The 18,710-nt window shown below is 73.3% G+C and carries 11 protein-coding genes; 5 read left to right on the forward strand and 6 right to left on the reverse strand.

Annotated elements, in window-relative coordinates; genetic code table 11:
- Positions 1 to 57 precede the first annotated feature (57 nt).
- Positions 58 to 594, forward strand: a complete 537-nt coding sequence (locus IF61_RS0112730) for an HNH endonuclease (protein WP_030366446.1) — start codon at positions 58 to 60, stop codon at positions 592 to 594.
- A gap of 190 nt (positions 595 to 784) precedes the next feature.
- Here IF61_RS0112730 and IF61_RS0112735 read toward each other — a convergent pair whose 3' ends face one another.
- On the reverse strand, positions 785 to 3,724 hold the full coding sequence (locus IF61_RS0112735; RefSeq protein ID WP_245684494.1) for a beta-N-acetylglucosaminidase domain-containing protein: 2,940 nt from the start codon (positions 3,722 to 3,724) through the stop codon (positions 785 to 787).
- Between the two features lie 207 nt (positions 3,725 to 3,931).
- Between IF61_RS0112735 and malQ the strand changes: the two genes are divergently transcribed.
- The 3 genes from malQ to IF61_RS0112750 all read left to right on the forward strand — a co-directional run bounded on the left by malQ (position 3,932) and on the right by IF61_RS0112750 (position 7,534).
- Entirely contained in the window at positions 3,932 to 6,064 is a 2,133-nt protein-coding gene (gene malQ, locus IF61_RS0112740; protein ID WP_030366448.1) for a 4-alpha-glucanotransferase, read from the forward strand.
- A gap of 109 nt (positions 6,065 to 6,173) precedes the next feature.
- On the forward strand, positions 6,174 to 6,380 hold the full coding sequence (locus IF61_RS32285) for a hypothetical protein (protein ID WP_078660181.1): 207 nt from the start codon (positions 6,174 to 6,176) through the stop codon (positions 6,378 to 6,380).
- A 179-nt stretch (positions 6,381 to 6,559) separates the two neighbouring features.
- The gene (locus tag IF61_RS0112750) at positions 6,560 to 7,534 is read left to right on the forward strand and encodes an acyl-ACP desaturase (protein WP_030366450.1); all 975 of its coding nucleotides are present in this window, start codon (positions 6,560 to 6,562) and stop codon (positions 7,532 to 7,534) included.
- A gap of 265 nt (positions 7,535 to 7,799) precedes the next feature.
- Here IF61_RS0112750 and pepN read toward each other — a convergent pair whose 3' ends face one another.
- The 5 genes from pepN to IF61_RS0112775 form a co-directional block, all read right to left on the reverse strand.
- Complete coding sequence (gene pepN / locus IF61_RS0112755; protein ID WP_030366451.1) at positions 7,800 to 10,370, reverse strand: aminopeptidase N; 2,571 nt, start codon at positions 10,368 to 10,370, stop codon at positions 7,800 to 7,802.
- A gap of 142 nt (positions 10,371 to 10,512) precedes the next feature.
- A complete protein-coding gene (locus tag IF61_RS0112760; RefSeq protein WP_030366452.1) occupies positions 10,513 to 11,541 on the reverse strand; it encodes an aspartate-semialdehyde dehydrogenase in 1,029 nt (342 codons plus the stop codon).
- Positions 11,542 to 11,696: 155 nt separating this feature from the next.
- Positions 11,697 to 11,996 carry a carboxypeptidase-like regulatory domain-containing protein gene (locus IF61_RS0112765; protein WP_030366453.1) on the reverse strand — a complete coding sequence of 100 codons (300 nt, stop codon included), beginning with the start codon at positions 11,994 to 11,996 and terminating at the stop codon, positions 11,697 to 11,699.
- Between the two features lie 62 nt (positions 11,997 to 12,058).
- Positions 12,059 to 12,976, reverse strand: a complete 918-nt coding sequence (locus IF61_RS0112770; RefSeq protein ID WP_030366454.1) for a trypsin-like serine peptidase — start codon at positions 12,974 to 12,976, stop codon at positions 12,059 to 12,061.
- A 180-nt stretch (positions 12,977 to 13,156) separates the two neighbouring features.
- A complete protein-coding gene (locus tag IF61_RS0112775) occupies positions 13,157 to 16,459 on the reverse strand; it encodes a S8 family serine peptidase (protein ID WP_030366455.1) in 3,303 nt (1,100 codons plus the stop codon).
- A 497-nt stretch (positions 16,460 to 16,956) separates the two neighbouring features.
- On the opposite strand from IF61_RS0112775, the gene IF61_RS0112780 reads away from it, so the two are divergent.
- The gene (locus tag IF61_RS0112780; RefSeq protein WP_030366456.1) at positions 16,957 to 18,708 is read left to right on the forward strand and encodes a TIGR03767 family metallophosphoesterase; all 1,752 of its coding nucleotides are present in this window, start codon (positions 16,957 to 16,959) and stop codon (positions 18,706 to 18,708) included.
- Positions 18,709 to 18,710: the final 2 nt, after the last annotated feature.

Here is an 18,710-nt window from a genome sequence, read left to right on the forward strand (position 1 = left end):
CTTGCAGGAGATCGTCCCGGCGCGAGCCACGCGCCGCCGGCGTACAAGGAGGCACCCGTGCCGCATGTCCTGGTCCTCAACGCGTCGTACGAGCCGCTCGGCGTCGTACCGCTCCGCCGCGCGCTCATACTCGTCCTCAATGAAAAGGCCGTCAGCCTTGAGGACACCGGCGCCTATATGCACAGCGCAACGTGCACCATCCCCGCTCCCAGCGTGGTCCGCCTCAAACGCTTCGTGCGCGTGCCCTTTCGGGGGCCCGTCCCGCTCACCCGCCGTGCTCTCTTCGCCCGTGACGGCGGGCGCTGCGCGTATTGCGGTGGCGTCGCAACCAGCGTCGATCACGTGGTCCCGCGCAGCCGAGGCGGCCAGCACGCCTGGGAGAACGTAGTGGCGGCCTGCCGCCGCTGCAATCACGTCAAGGCCGACCGGCACGTCGCCGAGCTGGGGTGGCGGCTGCGCCACCAGCCCGCGCCGCCGTCCGGCCTGGCCTGGCGCATCATCGGCACGGGCCATAGGGATCCGCGCTGGCTGCCTTATCTGGAGGCATTCGGCGCGGAGGACGCGATGGCCCGGATCGACGGCATATCCGCCTGACGGTTCCGGGCCATCATCGTTGGCACTGGGCGATGCTCCGGCTTGCGGTACCGGCGCGGTTCCGCCGGCCGGAGCCCTCGCCGTTGCGGCGGGACAGATCCACCCGCCGCAACGGCGATCCGCCACGACGGCGAGAGTCCGGCGGAACGTACCGCAACCGAAGCAGCACGTCCTGCCGAGCCGGCCCGCGCTAGCGGGCTGTGGTTGCCTCGTACGCCTCCACCCCCCGCAGCGCGCCCCCGGACCCCTCGCCCTGCACGCGGACGAAACGGGTGTCCGGTGCGTCCATGCGCACCGCCTCCGTCCCGCCGGCGCCGGTGCCCCGGGCGGCCTCCCGCCAAGTGCGGCCGTCCGCAGACACCTGGACGCGGTAGCCGGCGGCCTTCTGACCGTCCCGCCCGTCCTGCCAGTGCAGCACCAGCCGCCCCAGCCGTACGGGGCGGGCCAGCTCCAGCTGCCGGGCGCCCTCGCCCGGGGAGCTCAGGGACGCGCCGCGCGCCAGGTCCGGGCCGCCGGCCCGCGGGTAGGCCCGTACGGTCAGGATCCGCTCCTGGTCGCCCAGGCGCACCGGCACGGCGAAGGTGCGGGCCGAGCCGCCCGCCGGGACCGCGAGCTCGATCCGGGCCGTGGCCACCCCGCCGCGCGCCACGCTCACCTCGGCGGGGGCCGTCACCCGGACCCCGTCGGGCGCCCGCACGGTGAGCTTCTCCCGCACCTGCTCCGGCCGCCGGTTGATCATCCGTACGTCCACCGCCGCCGGGGCCCCGCCGAGCTCCGCGTCCGCCTCCGTGCGCGTGAGCTCGACGTCCGCCGTGGGCGTGTCCGCGAACCACGGGGCGAGCTCGTGGACGGGCGGCGGCGTGCCGTCCCCCTCCCACACCACCCGCAGCGCGTCCGCCTTCAGACCCTTGCCCGGCACCTGCGTCCAGCCGCTGTCCGACACCGCGCCCAGCGGCTGCCAGCCCTTGGCGACGTCATGCGCCCAGGCCGTGCCGCGCGCGCCCGGCGCCGGGGCGGTGAGCACCGTGACGGCCGTCAGCGGCCGCGGCCCGGCCAGCCGCACGGTCAGCGGCTCGCCCGCGGCGCCCGTGAACGCGGTGGCCGGGTCGCCGTCGGTCGCCGCGCCCGCCGAGCGCGCCGGCCGGTCCACGCCCGTCCAGCCGTTCGCCCGGGCCAGCGCCTGGTCCAGGAAGGGCGTGAGCACTCCCTTGCCGACCGTCACCGGGTTGTCCTTGATCCGCTCGCGCAGCCGCTGCACGTCCAGCTGGGCCCGCCAGGCCCCCGCGCCGTCGCCGCGGGCCTGCGCGAGCAGCATGTCCAGCGCCCGCGCCCCGGCCTCGCCGTGCCGCGCGAGCTGCTCCAGCCACGGGCCGACCTCGTCGCCGAAGGTCCCCGACAGGCGCTGCGGGGCGTCCCGCATCGTGCCGAAGGCGGCCCGCAGCCGGCCCGCGGCCTCTTCGCGCGCCGTGGCGTCCGTCCCCGACAGGGCGGTCCAGAACGCGTCCAGCAGCGGGCGCAGGTACGCGGACTCCTCGCCGCCGAGCACCGACGACGCGTCGTTGCCCGCCAGCGCCCGCAGCGCCTCCCGGGTGCGCGCGTCCGGCCCCGCCAGGTCGTCGACCGCCGCCTGCCACGACTCCTGAGGGCGGTAGCCGCGCGGGTTCCAGGCGTAGTCGGCCGCCGTGAACAGCGGGATCCGCGCGACCGCGGCCTGGGACGAGGCGTTGGCCAGCAGCGCGGCGGAGCCCGCCGCGACGGCCGGCTCGCGGCCGGTGTACGGGCCGAGGAAGATACGGTCCTGCGCGAAGTCGTTGACCGGGTAGTTGTCCATCGTCACCAGCGGGTGCCCGAACGCCGCCCGGGCGTCGGACAGTTCACCCCCGGTGATGGTCTTCGGCACCACCCCGACGCCCGTCCACGCCACCTCCACGCGCGGGTCGAGCTGCTCCGCCAGCGCTCTGCGGAAGGCCGTCCGCCCGTCCTGGTAGTACTCGGTGGGCAGCAGCGACAGCGGGGCCGCCTCCGGGCCCTTCGCCGCCAGGTGCTCGGCCAGCGCGCCCGCGACCTTCGCCTGCGCCTTCGCCGCCGCCTTCGGCCCCGACCCGAACGCGTCCGCGTCCGCCCCGCAGTGCCACTCGCTGTAGCTCACGTCCTGGAACTGCAGCTGGAACGCCCGGAAGCCCAGCGCCCACATGCCGTCCACCTTGCGCTTGAGCGCCCGCAGGTCCTCCGCCGACGAGAAGCACATGGCCTGCCCGGGCGTCACCGCCCAGCCCAGCGTCACGTGGTTGCGGCGCGCCCGCTCGGCCAGCGCCCGGAACTCCTCGCGCTGCGCCGCGGGATAGGCCGCGCGCCAGCGGGCCTGCCGGTACGGGTCGTCGCCCGGCGCGTACAGATAGCGGTTCTGCTTGGTGCGGCCCATGAAGTCCAGCTGCGCCAGCCGCTGCTCGCGCGTCCACGGTTCGCCGTAGAAGCCCTCGGACAGGCCCCGTACCGCCGTGCCCGGCCAGTCGCGCACCACCGCTCCCGCGAAGCCCTTCGCGCCGCCCCGCTCCACCGTCAGCTGACGCAGCGTCTGCACCGCGTGGAACAGCCCGTCGGCGCCCGCGCCCGCGAGCGCCGCCGTCGGCCGGCCCGCCACCTGACCCGTCGCCAGCCGGTAGCCTCCGGCCGGGAGGTCCCCGGCCTCCGGCGCGCCCAGCGCCCGCAGCGCCTCCTCGGCGCCCTTCCCGCCCGCGTAGACGATCAGCCCGCTCGGGGGCGGCGTCCCGCCGGGGGCCGCGTCCACGACCGTACGGGCGCCCGCCGCGTGCAGCACGTCCCGCAGCGCCTCGACCGCGTACGGGTCCGTGCCCGGCTCCGCCATCAGCGTCACCTCGTCGCCGGCCGGGGCGAACGAGCCGAGCGCGCGCGAGGCCTGGGGCCGCGGCCACACCGGCGGCAGCGCGCCGTCGCTCTGCGGGTCGGTCGCGGCGGCGGTCGCGTCGCCCGGGCGGGGCGCCGCGGCGGTCCCGGGCGCGCCCGCCAGCAGGCCGCTGAGCAGGGCCGCCGCCAGGACGGTCACCCCGGCCCGCCGGGGGCGCGCGGGCCCGTGGCCGCCGGGTGAGGAGTCGCTGCCCCGGAAGTGCACGGCCGTCTCCCTCGCCTCGCGGTACTCCGGACGGGGGCGAGCCCATCACCAGCCGGTGAACGTGTCAACGCACGTGACCGAAGTGCCTGTATTGCCCGGCGCGTCGACGGCGAAAGCCGAACGTCCGCGGGTGAACGGGAATTCGAGTGGTGTCCCGCCGCCCGGCGGCGGGTACGGCCTTCGGCACGGACACCTGCGGAGGTGGTGATGGCCGAGGTGCTCACGGCCAGAGCGCGGCTCGCCGCACTGCACGGCATCGCGACGTCATACAGCCCCGCGCCCGGCCGCAGCGTGGAGGTGCCCGAGGACACCGTCGTCGCGGTCCTCGCCGCGCTCGGCGTCGACGCCGCCACGCCCGCCTCCGTGCGCGACGCCCTGGCCGCCCACGAGGACGCGGCCCGGCGCAGGCTGCTGCCCGCCACCGTGGTCCTGCGCGCGGGGCGCGGCGCGCTGCCCGTCCTGCCGCCCGGCACCGAGGCGTGCGTGGAGACCGAGGACGGCGCGGTCGTCGTCCTGGACCCCGCCTCCGGCGGCCCCGGGGCGGGCGGCGCCGGGGCGGCCTCCGCGTACGCCCCCGGCGCGCTCCCGCTCGGCACGCACCTGCTGCGCGCCCACGCCCCCGACGGCCGCACCGCCGCCGCGCCCCTGATCGTCGCCCCGGACCGCCTGCCCGCCCCGCCCGCGCGCGGCCACGGCTTCCTCGTCCAGCTCTACTCCCTGCTCTCCGCCCACTCGTGGGGCATGGGCGACCTCGGTGACCTGGCCGCGCTCGCCGCCTGGTCCGGCCGCGCCTTCGGCACGGACTTCGTCCAGGTCAACCCCCTGCACGCGGCCGTCCCCGGCGCCGGAGGCGCCCCCACCGACCCCTCGCCCTACCGGCCCTCGTCCCGCCGCTTCCCCGACCCCGTCCACCTGCGCGTCGCGGACGTCCCCGAGTTCGCCCTGCTCACCGGCGAGGCGCGCGAGCGCGCCGGAGGCCTCCTCGGCCGGGCCGCCGCCCTGCGCGACGCCGTCCTCCACAAGGGCGAGCTCATCGACCGCGACGCCGCCTGGGAGCTCAAGCGGCGCGCCCTGGAGCTCGTCCGCACCGTGCCGCTCGCCCCCGCCCGCCGCGCCGCCTACGAGGCCTTCGTCGCCGAACAGGGCCGCGCCCTCGACGACCACTGCGCCTGGAACGCCCTCGCCGAGGTGCACGGCCCGCACTGGCGCTCCTGGCCCGGAGGGCTCGCCGACCCCCGCTCCGCCGGCACCGCCCGCGCCCGCACCGCCCTCGCCGGCCGCATCGGCTTCCACCGCTGGCTCGCCTGGCTCACCGACCAGCAGCTCGCCGCCGCCCAGCGCGCCGCCCGCGCCGCCGGCATGCGCATCGGCCTCGTCCACGACCTCGCCGTCGGCGTCCACCCCTCCGGCGCGGACACCTGGGCGCAGCAGGACGCCTACGCCGCCGGCATGTCCGTCGGCGCCCCGCCCGACGCCTTCAGCCCCCGCGGCCAGGACTGGGGCCTGCCGCCCTGGCGCCCCGACGCCCTGGAGGCCGGCGGCTACCGCCCCTACCGCGAGCTGCTGCGCGGCCTCCTGCGGCACGCCGGCGGCCTGCGCGTCGACCACGTCATGGGCCTCTTCCGGCTCTGGTGGGTGCCGGAGGGCGAGGAGCCCACGCGCGGCACCTACGTGCGCTACGACCCCGAGGCCATGCTCGGCGTCCTCGCCCTGGAGGCGCACCGGGCGGGCGCCACCGTGGTGGGCGAGGACCTCGGCACGGTCGGGCCCGGGGTGCGCGAGGCCCTGGCCGAGCGCGGGGTGCTCGGGACGTCCGTGCTGTGGTTCGAGCGGGACTACGGGTCCGGCACGGCCGCGCCTCTGCCGCCCGGCCGGTGGCGCCCCGGCTGCCTCGCCACGGCCACCACGCACGACCTGCCCAGCACGGCCGCCCGGCTCACCGGCGACCACGTCGGCCTGCGCCACCGGCTCGGGCTGCTCACCCGCCCCCTCGCCGAGGAGCGGCGCGAGGACGCCCGCGAGGTGGGGGAGTGGCTGGAGCTCTTCGCACGGCTCGGGCTCCTGCCCGGGGGGCCGTACGGCGAGGACGACGAGGAGGCGCTCGTCCTGGCCGTCCACCGCTACCTGCTGCGCACCCCCGCCCGCCTCGTCGGCGTCTGGCTGCCCGACGCCGTCGGGGACCGCCGCCCGCAGAACGTGCCCGGCACGTGGGACCAGTACCCCAACTGGCGGCTGCCCGTCGCCGGGCCCGGCGGGCGCCCGCTGTCCCTGGAGGAGCTGATGGCCTCGCCCCGGCTGCGGGCCCTGATGGCCGAGGTGGGAGCGGGGAGGGAGCCGTAGCCCCACCCCCGGGCGCGCGGGCCTCTTATGCTCCCGATATCTTGAGGCCGTGAGCTCTAAGAACAAGAACGCCGTGCGAGCCGGTGCCATCTCGGCCGGCACGCTGCTGATGCTGCTGATGTCGTCCCCCGCGTTCGCGCTCACCCGCGACGACGGTGACGACCCGGGTCCGGGCCTGAGCGTGATCAACACGCTCGGCCTCTACGTCGCCGCGCCGATCGTCCTCTTCCTGGTGATCGCCGGCCTCACGATGGTCGCCGCCAGGCACTCGGACAACCCGCACACCGTCGACACCCACCACCCGCGCACGCGCTAGCCGCCGCTTCCCCCGCTTCAGCCCGGTGCCCCCGGTCCTTCAAGGACCGGGGGCACCGGGCTTTTGCGCGTGTGTTCCCGGCCTCATTTCCGGAACTGGGGATTTCGCTTTACGGGCCGCGTAACCTACGGTGTCGTAACCTACGCAGCCGTAAGTACGATCTTCCCCTGGAGCTGTCCGTGACCATCGCCCCCCTCCGCCACCATGCCCGGGCCGTGTGGAGCGACAGCCGCCTGCTGTACGCGCTCGAAGAGGTCGTCGAGACCGAGCTCAACCGGCACCTGAAGGTCGCCAAGGAGTGGATGCCGCACGAGTACGTGCCCTGGAGCGACGGGCGCAACTTCGACGGCATCATGGGCGGGGAGGCCTGGGCGCCCGAGCAGTCCAAGGTCACCGACATCGGCCGCACCGCGCTCGTCGTCAACCTGCTGACCGAGGACAACCTCCCCAGCTACCACCACGAGATCGCCCAGCTCTTCGGCCGCGACGGCGCCTGGGGCACGTGGGTGCACCGCTGGACCGCGGAGGAGGGCCGGCACGGCATCGTCATGCGGGACTACCTGCTGACCTCGCGGGCCGTTGACCCCGTCGCCCTGGAGCGGTTCCGGATGTCGCACATGAGCGAGGGCTTCGAATCCGACAACCGGCACAGCATGCTGCACTCCGTCGCGTACGTGGCCTTCCAGGAGCTCGCCACCCGGATCTCCCACCGCAACACCGGCCACCACTCCGGCGACCCCGTCTGCGACCGGATGCTCGCCCGCATCGCCACGGACGAGAACCTCCACATGGTCTTCTACCGCAACCTGCTCGGAAAGGCGTTCGAGCTCGCGCCGGACCAGACGATGTCGGCCGTCCGCGACGTCGTCGTGGGCTTCCGGATGCCCGGCCACGGCATCCCCGGCTTCGAGCGGGCCGCGGCCCAGATGGCGATCGGCGGGATCTACAACCTGCGCATCCACCACGACGACGTGCTCCAGCCGGTGCTGCGCTTCCTGAAGGTCCTGGACATCACCGGCCTGGGCCCGGACGGCCTCCAGGCCCAGGAGGAACTGGGCCTGTTCATGAACGGCCTGGACGACCAGGCGACGAAGTTCGACGAGCGGCGCGCGGCGTTGCTGGCGCGACGCGCGGCCCGGGCCGAGCAGGCCTGAGCCTCGCGGCCGGGCCCGTACGCCTGTCCCTGGTTGTGAGGCCATGCCTCGCATTCCCGCCGCGACGGTGATCAGCCGCAATGGCGGCATCCGGCGGTGCCGGGCCTACCTGAGCCCGTACGGCACCGCCGGACCGCGCCATGGGGGTTTCTCGCCGCTGCGGCGGGGTCAAGGGTGCGAGCACCCTTGACCCCGTGCGCGCCCCGTCCGGAGGGCAGGCCGCGGGGTGAAGGGCGCGTACCCCGCACCCTTCGCGCAGCGAGCGTCAGCTCGCCGCGGCCGCGTCCGCCGCCTGCGCCCGCAGCGCCCGCTCGACGCCCGAGCGGGACTCCATCACCAGACGCCGCAGCGCAGCGTTCGGCGACGCCGAGGACAGCCACGCGTCCGTCGTGTCCAGGGTCTCCTGGGAGACGAGGAGCGCGGGGTACAGCCCGACCGCGATCTGCTGGGCGATCTCGTGGCTGCGGGTCTCCCACACGGGCTTGACCGCGGCGAAGTACTTCTCGACGTAGGGCGCGAGCAGCTCCCGCTGGTCCGACTGGACGAAGCCGCCGATGACGGCTTCCTGCACCGCGTTGGGCAGGTCGGCCGACTCGACGACCGACTTCCACGCGGCGTCCTTCGCCTCGGCGGTGGGCCGGGAGGCCCGCGCCGCCGCCGCGTACCGCTCGCCCGCGGAGGTCCGGTCGCGGTCGAGCTCCGCCGCGATGGCGGCCTCGCCGGCCCGGCCGGTGGCCGCGAGGCGGCCCAGCAGCGCCCAGCGCAGCTCCGTGTCGACGGCGAGGCCGTCGACCTTCTCGGTGCCGTCGAGGAGCCCCTGCAGCAGGTCGAGCTGCTCGTCGGTGCGGGCCGTGGCGGCGAAGGCCCGGGCCCAGGCGAGCTGGTGGTCGCTGCCCGGCTGCGCGGACTTCAGGTGCGCGAGGGTCGCCTCGGTCCACTGGGCGAGCCCGGTGGTACGCCACTCGGGGGCGGCGTACAGGTCCATGGCGAGCTTCACCTGCCGCTGCAGCGACTGGACGACGCCGATGTCCGACTCCTTGGCGATGCCGGAGAGGACGAGCGCGAGGTAGTCGCGGGCGGCGAGCTCGCCGTCGCGCGTCATGTCCCACGCGGAGGCCCAGCACAGGGCGCGCGGCAGGGACTCGGCGAAGTCGCCGAGGTGGGCGGTGACGGTCGCCAGCGACTGCTCGTCGAGGCGGACCTTCGCGTACGACAGGTCGTCGTCGTTGAGCAGCACGACTGCCGGCCGGGCTTTGCCGGCGAGCGCGTCGACGGGCGTCAGCTCGCCGTCGATGTCGAGCTCGATCCGCTCCTTGCGGATGAGCTTGCCGCCCTCCAGCTCGTACAGGCCGACGGCGATCCGGTGCGGCCGCAGCGTCGGCTCGCCCTTGGCGCCGGCGGGCAGCGCGGGCGCTTCCTGGCGGACGGCGAAGGAGGTGATGACGCCGGACGCGTCGGTCTCGATCTCCGGGCGCAGGATGTTGATGCCGGCGGTCTCCAGCCACAGCTTCGACCACGTGGTCAGGTCGCGGCCGGAGGTCTTCTCCAGCGCGCCGAGCAGGTCGGTGAGGCGGGTGTTGCCGTAGGCGTGCTCCTTGAAGTACGCCTGGACGCCGCGGAAGAACGCGTCCTCACCCACGTAGGCGACGAGCTGCTTGAGGACGGACGCGCCCTTGGCGTAGGTGATTCCGTCGAAGTTGACGAGGACGTCGTCCAGGTCGCGGATCTCGGCCATGATCGGGTGGGTGGAGGGCAGCTGGTCCTGCCGGTACGCCCAGGTCTTCATGGAGTTCGCGAAGGTGGTCCACGCGTGGGGCCACCGCGAGCCCGGGGCGGAGGCCTGGCAGGCGATCGAGGTGAAGGTGGCGAACGACTCGTTCAGCCACAGGTCGTTCCACCACTCCATGGTGACGAGGTCGCCGAACCACATGTGGGCCAGCTCGTGCAGGATCGTCTCGGCCCGCGTCTCGTACGCGGCGTCCGTCACCTTCGAGCGGAAGACGTACTGGTCGCGGATGGTGACCGCGCCGGCGTTCTCCATCGCGCCCGCGTTGAACTCCGGCACGAACAGCTGGTCGTACTTCGGGAACGGGTAGGCGTAGGCGAACTTCTCCTCGAACCAGTCGAAGCCCTGCCGCGTCACCTCGAAGATGTGGTCCGCGTCCAGGAACTCGGCCAGCGAGGGGCGGCAGTAGATGCCCAGCGGAATGCTGCGGCCGTCCTTCTCGTACGTGCTGTGCACGCTGTGGTACGGGCCGGCGATCAGGGCCGTGATGTACGTGGAGATCCGCTGCGTCGGCGCGAAGCGCCAGACGTTGTCGGCGGGCCGCTCGGGGGTCGGCGAGTTGGAGATGACCGTCCAGCCCTCGGGCGCCTTCACGGTGAAGGTGAAGACGGCCTTCAGGTCGGGCTGCTCGAACGACGCGAAGACGCGCCGCGCGTCCGGCACCTCGAACTGCGTGTACAGATAGGCCTGCTGGTCGACGGGGTCGACGAAGCGGTGCAGGCCCTCGCCGGTGTTGGTGTAGGCGCAGTCCGCGACGACCTTCAGCTCGTTGCGGCCGGCCACCAGGCCCGGCAGCGCGATCCGGCTGTCCGCGAACACCTCGGCCACGTCGAGGGCGGTCCCGTTCAGCACGACCTCGTGCACCGTGGGCGCCACCAGATCGATGAACGTCCCGCCCGCCTCGGCCGCGTCGAACCGCACCACGGTCTCGGAGCGGTAGGTGCCTCCCTCCTGCGCGCCGGAGAGATCGAGCTCGATCTCGTACGCGTCGACGGTCAGCAGACCAGCCCTCCGCTGCGCCTCTTCGCGGGTCAGATTCGTTCCAGGCACCTGGGCATCTCCTTAACTTCGCGACTTTCCGGCCATCCTTCCACGCCGGGTGCCCGGGGCGCCCGCACTGTTTTCCGCAAGCGAAATGCCCGCGCCGCCCGGCCCCGAGGGGCCGGGCGGCGCGGGAAGGCCGGGGGGAGGGTCAGCCCTTGAGCTCGGCGGCGACCAGCTCCGCGATCTGGACCGCGTTCAGCGCGGCGCCCTTGCGGAGGTTGTCGTTGGAGAGGAAGAGCGCGAGGCCGTTCTCGGCGGTCTCGTCCACGCGGATGCGGCCCACGTAGGAGGCGTCCTTGCCGGCCGCCTGCAGCGGGGTGGGGATCTCCGAGAGCTCGACGCCGGGGGCGTCCCCCAGCAGCTCGTACGCGCGCTCGACGCTGACCGGGCGCTCGAAGCGGGCGTTGACCTGCAGCGAGTGGCCGGAGAAGACGGGGACGCGGACGCAGGTGCCGGAGACCTTGAGGCCCGGGATCTCCAGGATCTTCCGGGACTCGTTGCGGAGCTTCTGCTCCTCGTCGGTCTCGAAGCGGCCGTCGTCCACGATCGAGCCGGCGAGCGGCAGCACGTTGAAGGCGATGGGGCGCTTGTAGACGCCGGGCTCGGGGAATTCGACGGCCTCGCCGTCGTGGGCGAGCTCCGGGGCGCGCTCGCCGACCGCGCGGACCTGGCCGTCGAGCTCGGCCACGCCGGCCACGCCCGAGCCGGAGACGGCCTGGTAGGTGGTGGCGATCAGGGCCGTCAGCCCCGCCTCCTCGTGCAGCGGGCGCAGCACGGGCATGGCGGCCATGGTGGTGCAGTTCGGGTTGGCGATGATGCCCTTGGGGCGGTCCTTGACCGCGTGCGGGTTGACCTCGGAGACGACCAGCGGGACCTCGGGGTCCATGCGCCAGGCGGAGGAGTTGTCGATCACGACCGCGCCCTGACCGGCGACCTTCTCGGCCAGCGCGCGGGAGGTCGCGCCGCCGGCGGAGAAGAGGACGATGTCCAGGCCGGTGTAGTCGGCGGTCGAGGCGTCCTCGACCGTGACCTCCGTGCCCTTCCAGGGGAGGGTGGATCCGGCGGAGCGCGCCGAGGCGAACAGGCGCAGCTCGCTGACCGGGAAGTCCCGGTCGGCGAGGATCTTGCGCATGACTCCGCCGACCTGCCCGGTGGCTCCGACGATTCCGATCCTCATGAGGGCTCCCTACTCATGTACATCACATGCAACCTGCGATCTGCTGCCAGGGACGTCGCGCCTGGCACGCCGGTTCCATCATGTGGTTACACCCGTACCAAAAGTCCAATCCTTTGACGGGTGTGCGACGGGGGGCCGGGCGGCACGGGAAATCTTCAGCTCAGGCGCAGGTCGGCCCGGACATCCTCCGTGCGGGCTTCGGCGGCCGTGCCGGCCGGGCCGGAGACCCGGGCCCGGGCGGTCGCCGTCCCGCCGTCCGCCCGGCACGCCAGGGTGTACGTCCCCGTGGCCGGGGCGGTGAGCGCGAAGCGGCCTTCGCCGTCGGTGACGGCGGCGACGTCGGGCAGCGGGACCGGCCCGTCGGCGAAGGCCACGCGGGCCCCGGCGACGGGCGCGCCCGCGGCGTCGCGGACCGTGCCGCGGATCACGCCGGCGGGCGCGGCGGGGGTGCTCATGCGGATCGGCCCTTCATGAGGACGGGCCGGCCGTGCGGGACAGGGCGGTCATACGGATCGGGTCACGCCTTCCAGGCCACGAAGTTGTTGTAGACCGGTGTGGTGATCCGGGTCCCGGAGTTCACCCGGGCCCCGCCGTACGCGTGGACGGCGACCCCGTACCGGTCGTTGCCGATGATCCGGTAGACGGAGCTGCCGCTCTGCCCGCCGAAGGTGTCGATGTCGTAGTACACCTTGCGCGGCCCCACCGAGTCGATGCGGCGCGCGTCGTACCAGAGCGTGGCGTACGGCTTGTCGGCCGGATAGCCGGCGATGTTGCCGGTGACCTGGAGCAGGTCCGCGTCGGACCAGACGCCGAAGCCGAACCAGCCGGTCTGCGCGCCCAGGTCCGTGGGCAGGATGATCGCGCCGTAGTCGTAGTTCTCGTCGCCGCTCCCGGTCCAGCCGGTCACCGACCGGAAGTTCGTGCTGACGACCGGCCCGTAGGGCGCCGTGCCGCCGTTGCGCCCGGGCCACACCTTGATGCTGCGGACCCAGCCGTCCCGCCCGGGCACCCCGCTGTTCTTGATGAAGACGACGTGCCCGGCGGTGGCGATCGTGTGCGGGCCGATGAACCAGCCGGTGCCGAGCCAGGCGCTGCCGTCGGCGGCCGTGATCTCCAGGAAGCAGTGCACGCGCCACGGGTAGACGCCGGTGGTGGTGATCTGCACCCGGTCGTCCGGCGGGTGGACGGTCTCCGGGCCGGTCGGCGGCCCGAACGAGGCCTCGCCGATGTCGGGGAGGGGGCCGCCGAAGGCGCCGGCGGCCTCGGGAGCCTCCGGCAGCGCGTAGCCCTCGACGGGCTCGGTGCCCGCGTCGCCGCCCGGGGCGGGCTCGCCGCCCTCACCCGTGCCGGGCGGCTGGAACACGGGCTGTCCGTCGGCGGGCAGCAGGTCCGCCGGGGGTTCGCTGGAGACGGGGGTGTGGGGGTCCTGGGGCATGGCGGAACCGTCCCTTCGACGGCGAGGTCCGCAGACCGCATCGAATAGGGCATAAGCGCATCCTGTGCTCGAATCTCCCCGAGGAATCCCAGCCGCAGTAGGGGCGCGAAGGGGCGCACGAAGCACGAAAGGGGCGGGCACCCATACCGCGCGCCCGCCCCTCCTCATCCGTGCGTCCGGCTAGCCGGTGACCTTCTCGATCTTCACACTGCCGTTCCCCGCGACCGTCCCGGCCGCGTTGACCAGCTGCACGTCACCGAAGAAGGACCGCCCCTCGGGAGCCGCCCCCGCGACCACGACGTCCGCCGTGACCTGCGCGGACTGCCCGGCGCCCAGCTTGACCGCACCGTCGGCGACCTTGATCTCCCCCAGCGAGGGCGCGAAGTACACGTCGCGGTAGTCGTACGCGGTCGAGCCCGCGGGCACCGAGTAGCCCGTGACCTCGACGGTGTACTCGCCCGCCGCCGGCTTGGTCAGGCTCACGAGCTCGTCGGAGCCGCCGGTGGTGGAGGAGCCCACGGCCTTGCCGTCCTTGTAGACGGTCAGGTCGAGGTCGGCCTTGGCGTCCGCGGTCGCGCCGATCGCGGCGTCGAAGCGGGTGACGCCCGCGCCGAGCGTGACCTTGGTGACCTGCTTCTCGCCCTCCTTGATCACCGGCCGGGCGATCTTCGAGGAGCCGAGCTGCCCGCCCTTGAGCTTGCCCTCCAGCGCCGCGAAGCCGTTGACGGCCTTCCAGGTCACGGTGGCCGGGGTGCCGATCTTCGCCTCGGGCACCGTCTGCACCGCCGGGTCGAAGGTGACGCCGAGCGCGGTGGCGCTGAGCGTGTACGGGTTCTCCAGCAGCGGCGAGGTGCGCCGCGACTCGACCTCGATCTCCCAGACGCCCGGCAGCGGGTTCGCGTAGCTGCGCAGGTCCGGGCGGCACTTGTTGGCCGGGTTGGGATAGTTCGGGTAGCAGTTGACGGTGGAGGTCTCGTCAACGGGCACGCCGTACGGGTTGATCGCGATGAACCGGGTCTGGCTGTCCTTGGCCAGGCCGCCGAGCGCGACCTCCAGCGTCTTCGCGCCCTTCGGCACACTGATGAAGTACGAGGTGGTGGCGTTGCGCACGGCCGTGGCGGTCTTCTTGACCACGTACGAGGGAGCCGCGACCGGCTCCGCGGCGACGACGGTCGCGAGGACCTGCTTGTCGATGCCCTCGGTGCGGTCGTCGTCCACGGTGAGGATCGCGCTGTGCAGGCCGGCCGTCTTCGCCTTCGCCTTGACCTTGACGGTCACCGGCTTGTTCAGCGGCAGCTTGACCTCGTCGTCGCCGTCGACCTTGAACGTGCCGTCGTTGTTGCGCCACTTCAGCTCGTGCCACACGGCCTTGTCCGGCCCCGAGGTACGGGTGATCGTGACCTCGTACGTACGGGTCTCGCCGGCCTTCAGGCCGCCCTCGCGGTCGTAGATGCCGGTGCCGGAGCCCGGGGTCTTGAGCGCGGAGGACAGCGCGGTGGAGACCGGGGCCCGCACCGTGTAGTCGTGGGCGGTGGCGCGATCGCGCAGCGCCTCCCACGCGTCGGGGATGTTGATCAGGCCGGCGCCCTGCTCGTAGGCCTGCGCGCCCTTGATCTGCTTGGCGGTGCTGGTCAGCGCAGTGCGCAGGTCGGCCGGGGTGAGCTTCATGTTCTTCTGCTTGGCGGCCGAGATCAGCAGCGCGGAGGCGCCGGCGGCCTGTGGGGAGGCCATCGAGGTGCCCTGCAGCATGCCGTAGCCGGGCGGCAGGTCGTAGCCGGCCTCCTTGACGGGGGCGCCCGGCTCCCAGGTCGGCGTGGTGTTGATCGACGCGCCCGGGGCGGTGATCGTCGGGGTGAAGCCGCCGTCCTCGCGCGGGCCGCGGGAGGAGAACGGCATCATCGCGTACTTGGTCTTCACCTCCGAGCCGTAGTTGGCGGCCCAGGTCTCCTTGGAGACGGACGCGCCGACGCTGATGACCTTGTCGGCCAGGCCGGGGTCGCCGATGGTGTTGGCGCCGGGGCCGCTGTTGCCCGCCGAGATCACGAGCTGGACGCCGTAGGTGTCGATGAGGCGCGTGTAGAGCTCGGAGCGGGCGTTGTTGCCGTCGTTGAGCGCGGGCAGGCCGCCGATCGACATGTTGACGATGTCGACGCCGCGGTTGACCACGAGGTCGATCATGCCCTCGGTGAGGGCGACGTTGGTGCAGCCGCCGCTCCAGGTGCACGCCCGGGAGGAGACGAGCTTGGCGCCGGGCGCCGCGCCGTTCATCTTCCCGCCGAAGAGGCCGTTGGCCGCGGTGATGCCCGCGACGTGCGTGCCGTGCTCGGACTCGATGACGCCGATGTTGACGAAGTCGGCCTTCTTGCCGACCCAGTCGCCGCCCTTGGGGTCCATCGGCACGTCCTTGCGGATCTGCACGACGAACGGGATGCGCTCGGCGATCGGGGTCTTCGGGTCGTCCTTGCCGAAGTAGCCGACCTGGAAGCCGTCCTTGTAGGGCCTCAGTTCCTCGTCGTCGGTGAAGTTGCCGTCGTCGTCGAGGTCGACGCGGACGGTGCCCTTCGCCTTGTCGTAGAGGACGGCCCAGGAGTCGGTGGTGTCGCCGTCCCGGTTGAGGTCGCCCTTCATGTCGCCGCCGGCGGTCACGTTCTCCCGGAAGAGGGCGACCTGGTAGGCGCCGTCGCCGGGCGCCGTGTAGCTGCGGCCGTTGAAGGAGAACGACGGGCCAAAGACGTCGGACGTCATCGGCAGCCAGGTGCCGTCCTGGTCGGTCAGCGGGTCGGTCGCGGTGACCCAGTCGACGATCTTGCGCTCGCCGGTGCTGGTCTTCTGCAGCGCCGGGTGGCCCAGGTCGATGCCGGAGTCGAGGATGCCGATGGTCACGCCGCGGCCGTCGGCCTTCGGGTGGTCCTCGGTGAAGTCGACGGCGCCGGTCTCGAAGGCCGGCTGGTAGGGGTTCTTCGCCGGGGTGTCCTTGCCGGGCCCCGGGAAGCCGCCGGCCTTGGCGCCTCGGGCGCCCTCGGCCGCGTCGGCGCGCGGCGTCGGGTCCGGCAGCTTGATCTCCTGCTTGAGGTCGATGCCGTGCACCGAGCCCAGCTTCTGCGCCTCGGCGATGGCGGCGTCGGCCTTGGCCGTGGGCACGGTGGCCCGGACGTAGCCGAGCTTGTCGTCCGTGCGGCCCACGGAGGCGCCCTTGATGGCCCCGAGCTTGCCGGTGACCTGGCCGGTCTGCCCGGGCGCGGTGGCGATCATCATGGTGACCGTCTTGTCGCCGCCCGCCTTGGCGCCGGCGAGCAGCGCGGCGTCCTGCGAACCGAGCTTGTCCGCCGGGGACTTGACCGGCCCCGGCGCGGGCAGCGGGTCGTCGGCGAAGGCGGGCGCGGCGCCCGCGGCCGAGAGCGCGGCCACGAGGGAGGCCGCGACGGCTATTCGGGCCGCGCGTCTGGAGCCGCCGGGGCGGGTGGTGCGGGATTCGGGGGTCATGACCATCCCTGGCTGAATTGACGTGAAGGTGCCGCTGAACAGCGGACGTCCGGAAATCGGAGCCGGATGACCGATCACTTTTATGGAAGTGACGGGGGTTTGGGGAGAGTTGTCGGAGCAGGAAGGTAAGGATGGCGTAAACCCGCCAGGCGCCACTCGGGAGGAAGCGTGACGGAGGCCGTGAAGCGGGCAGCGGTGTTCTCGCAGCTCAGAGGCTGTAGGGCAAACGGACTACAGCTCCGGCCCCGCAACCGGCCCAGTCTTCCACCCGAGAGTGAACGCTGAGTGAGCGTCAGTCCGCCAGGGGACGAGTGCTGTATGTCCGTTCGCATTCGCCAAGATCGATGTGCGGTGATCGGCGGCGGCCGTTGCGGCCGCGTTCACGCCCAGGTCACCCCCGCTGCCAACGATCCTCGGTAGGAAGGATCGCTGCCGGCCGGCACCGCAGCCCGTAGCCCGCTTCAGCCCGCTTCGCGTTCGCACTCGGGGAGACCGCTATGCACCGCAGATCCGACAGATCCGCAGACGCCCGCCTCGACCGTCGTACGTTCCTCGCGGCAGCGGGGGCCGTGACCACCGCCACCGGCATCGGCCTGGCCCTGGGCACCGGCCCGGTGCCGGCCGCGGCGCAGCCCCCGGATCCGGGGCCGGGGACGGGGGCTGCGGGGGCCGCCTCCGCGGGCGCGGACGCCGCGTCCGTCTACGGTCCGAACGGCGCCGGCACGACGCTCGTCTCGGTCGCCGCCCCGCGCGGCACCACCGGCTACCGGCGGCTCGGCGACGGCCCCGGCTGGCCCCGGCAGACCCGCTCCGAGCTGGCCGAGCCGCAGCGGGGCCGCGAGGACCGGCGGACGACGCTCGCCTCGTTCGTGCAATTCACCGACCTGCACCTGACGGACGTGCAGCACCCGCTGCGCTACGAGTTCTTCCGGGCCGGCGAGCCCGGCGCGTGGCGGCCGCACGAGGCGCTGACCCTGCCCGGCGTCGTCTCGCTGATCGAGCGCGTCAACCGGCTCCGGCACGGGCCCGCGACCGGCTCGCCGCTCTCCTTCGTCATCACCACCGGCGACAACGGCGACGAGAACGCCAAGATCGAGGCGGAGTGGTTCCTGACCGCCATGAGCGGCGGCCGCATGACCCCCAACACCGGCGACCCGCGCCACTACGAGGGCGTCCAGAACAGCGGCCTGAAGCTGTTCTGGCAGCCCGAGAGCGCCGTGCGCGACCAGGACAAGCAGGCCGGCTACCCGCGCATCCCCGGCTACCTCGCCGCGGCCACCCGCCAGGTCAACAGCCCCGGCCTCAACATCCCCTGGTACTCCACCTACGGCAACCACGACGGCCTCTCCGGCGGCTGCTACCCCGCCGCGGGCACCTTCATCGCCGAGGCCGCGACCGGCAACAAGAAGCTCCAGATCGTCTCCGCCGCCCAGGCCAAATGGCTGATGGAGGGCGAGTCCAAGGGCGTCGACCCCAAGGGCAAGCGCATAGAGGAGCTGCTGAAGGAGCACAAGAAGGAGATGCGCACGGTCACCGCCGACCCCCGGCGGGTGCCGCTGACGGCGCGTCAGTACGTGGCCGCCCACCTCGACCCCCGCTACAAGGGCCGCGGGCCCGTGGGCCACGGCTACACCCGTGAGAACCTCGACTCCGGCAACCTGTACTACTCCTTCAAGATCTCCGACAAGGTCATCGGCATCAGCCTCGACACCACCGACCCCGGCGGCCACTACCAGGGCTCGCTCGGCACCGGCCAACTGCGCTGGCTGGAGCGCACCCTGAAGCGCTACGAGGACAAGTACGCGCTCGTCTTCAGCCACCACCCCAGCTGGAGCATGGACAACCTCACCCCCGACCCCGCCCACCCCGGCGAGGACCGCCACGACGGCAACGAGCTCATCGCCGTCCTGCAGGACCACAGCAACGTCCTCGCCTGGATCAACGGCCACAGCCACCGCAACCGGATCCGCCCCCGCGGCACCTTCTGGGAGATCGCCACCGCCTCGCACGTCGACTACCCGCAGCTCGCGCGCGTCATCGAGGTCGCGGACAACCACGACGGGACGGTCTCGCTCTTCACCACCCTCATCGAGTCCGCCGCTCCCTACCGCACCGACTTCGGCGACCTCTCCCAGACCGGTCTCGCCTCCCTCTACCGCGAATTCGCCTTCAACGCCCCCGGATCCGACACCTCGCTGGGCGGCGCACCCGGCGACCGCAACACCGAGCTCCTGCTGTCCCGGCGCTGAGG

Origin of the sequence: Streptomyces roseoverticillatus, from assembly GCF_000719265.1 — a bacterium.
In the GTDB taxonomy this organism is placed as follows: Bacteria; Actinomycetota; Actinomycetes; order Streptomycetales; family Streptomycetaceae; genus Streptomyces; species Streptomyces roseoverticillatus.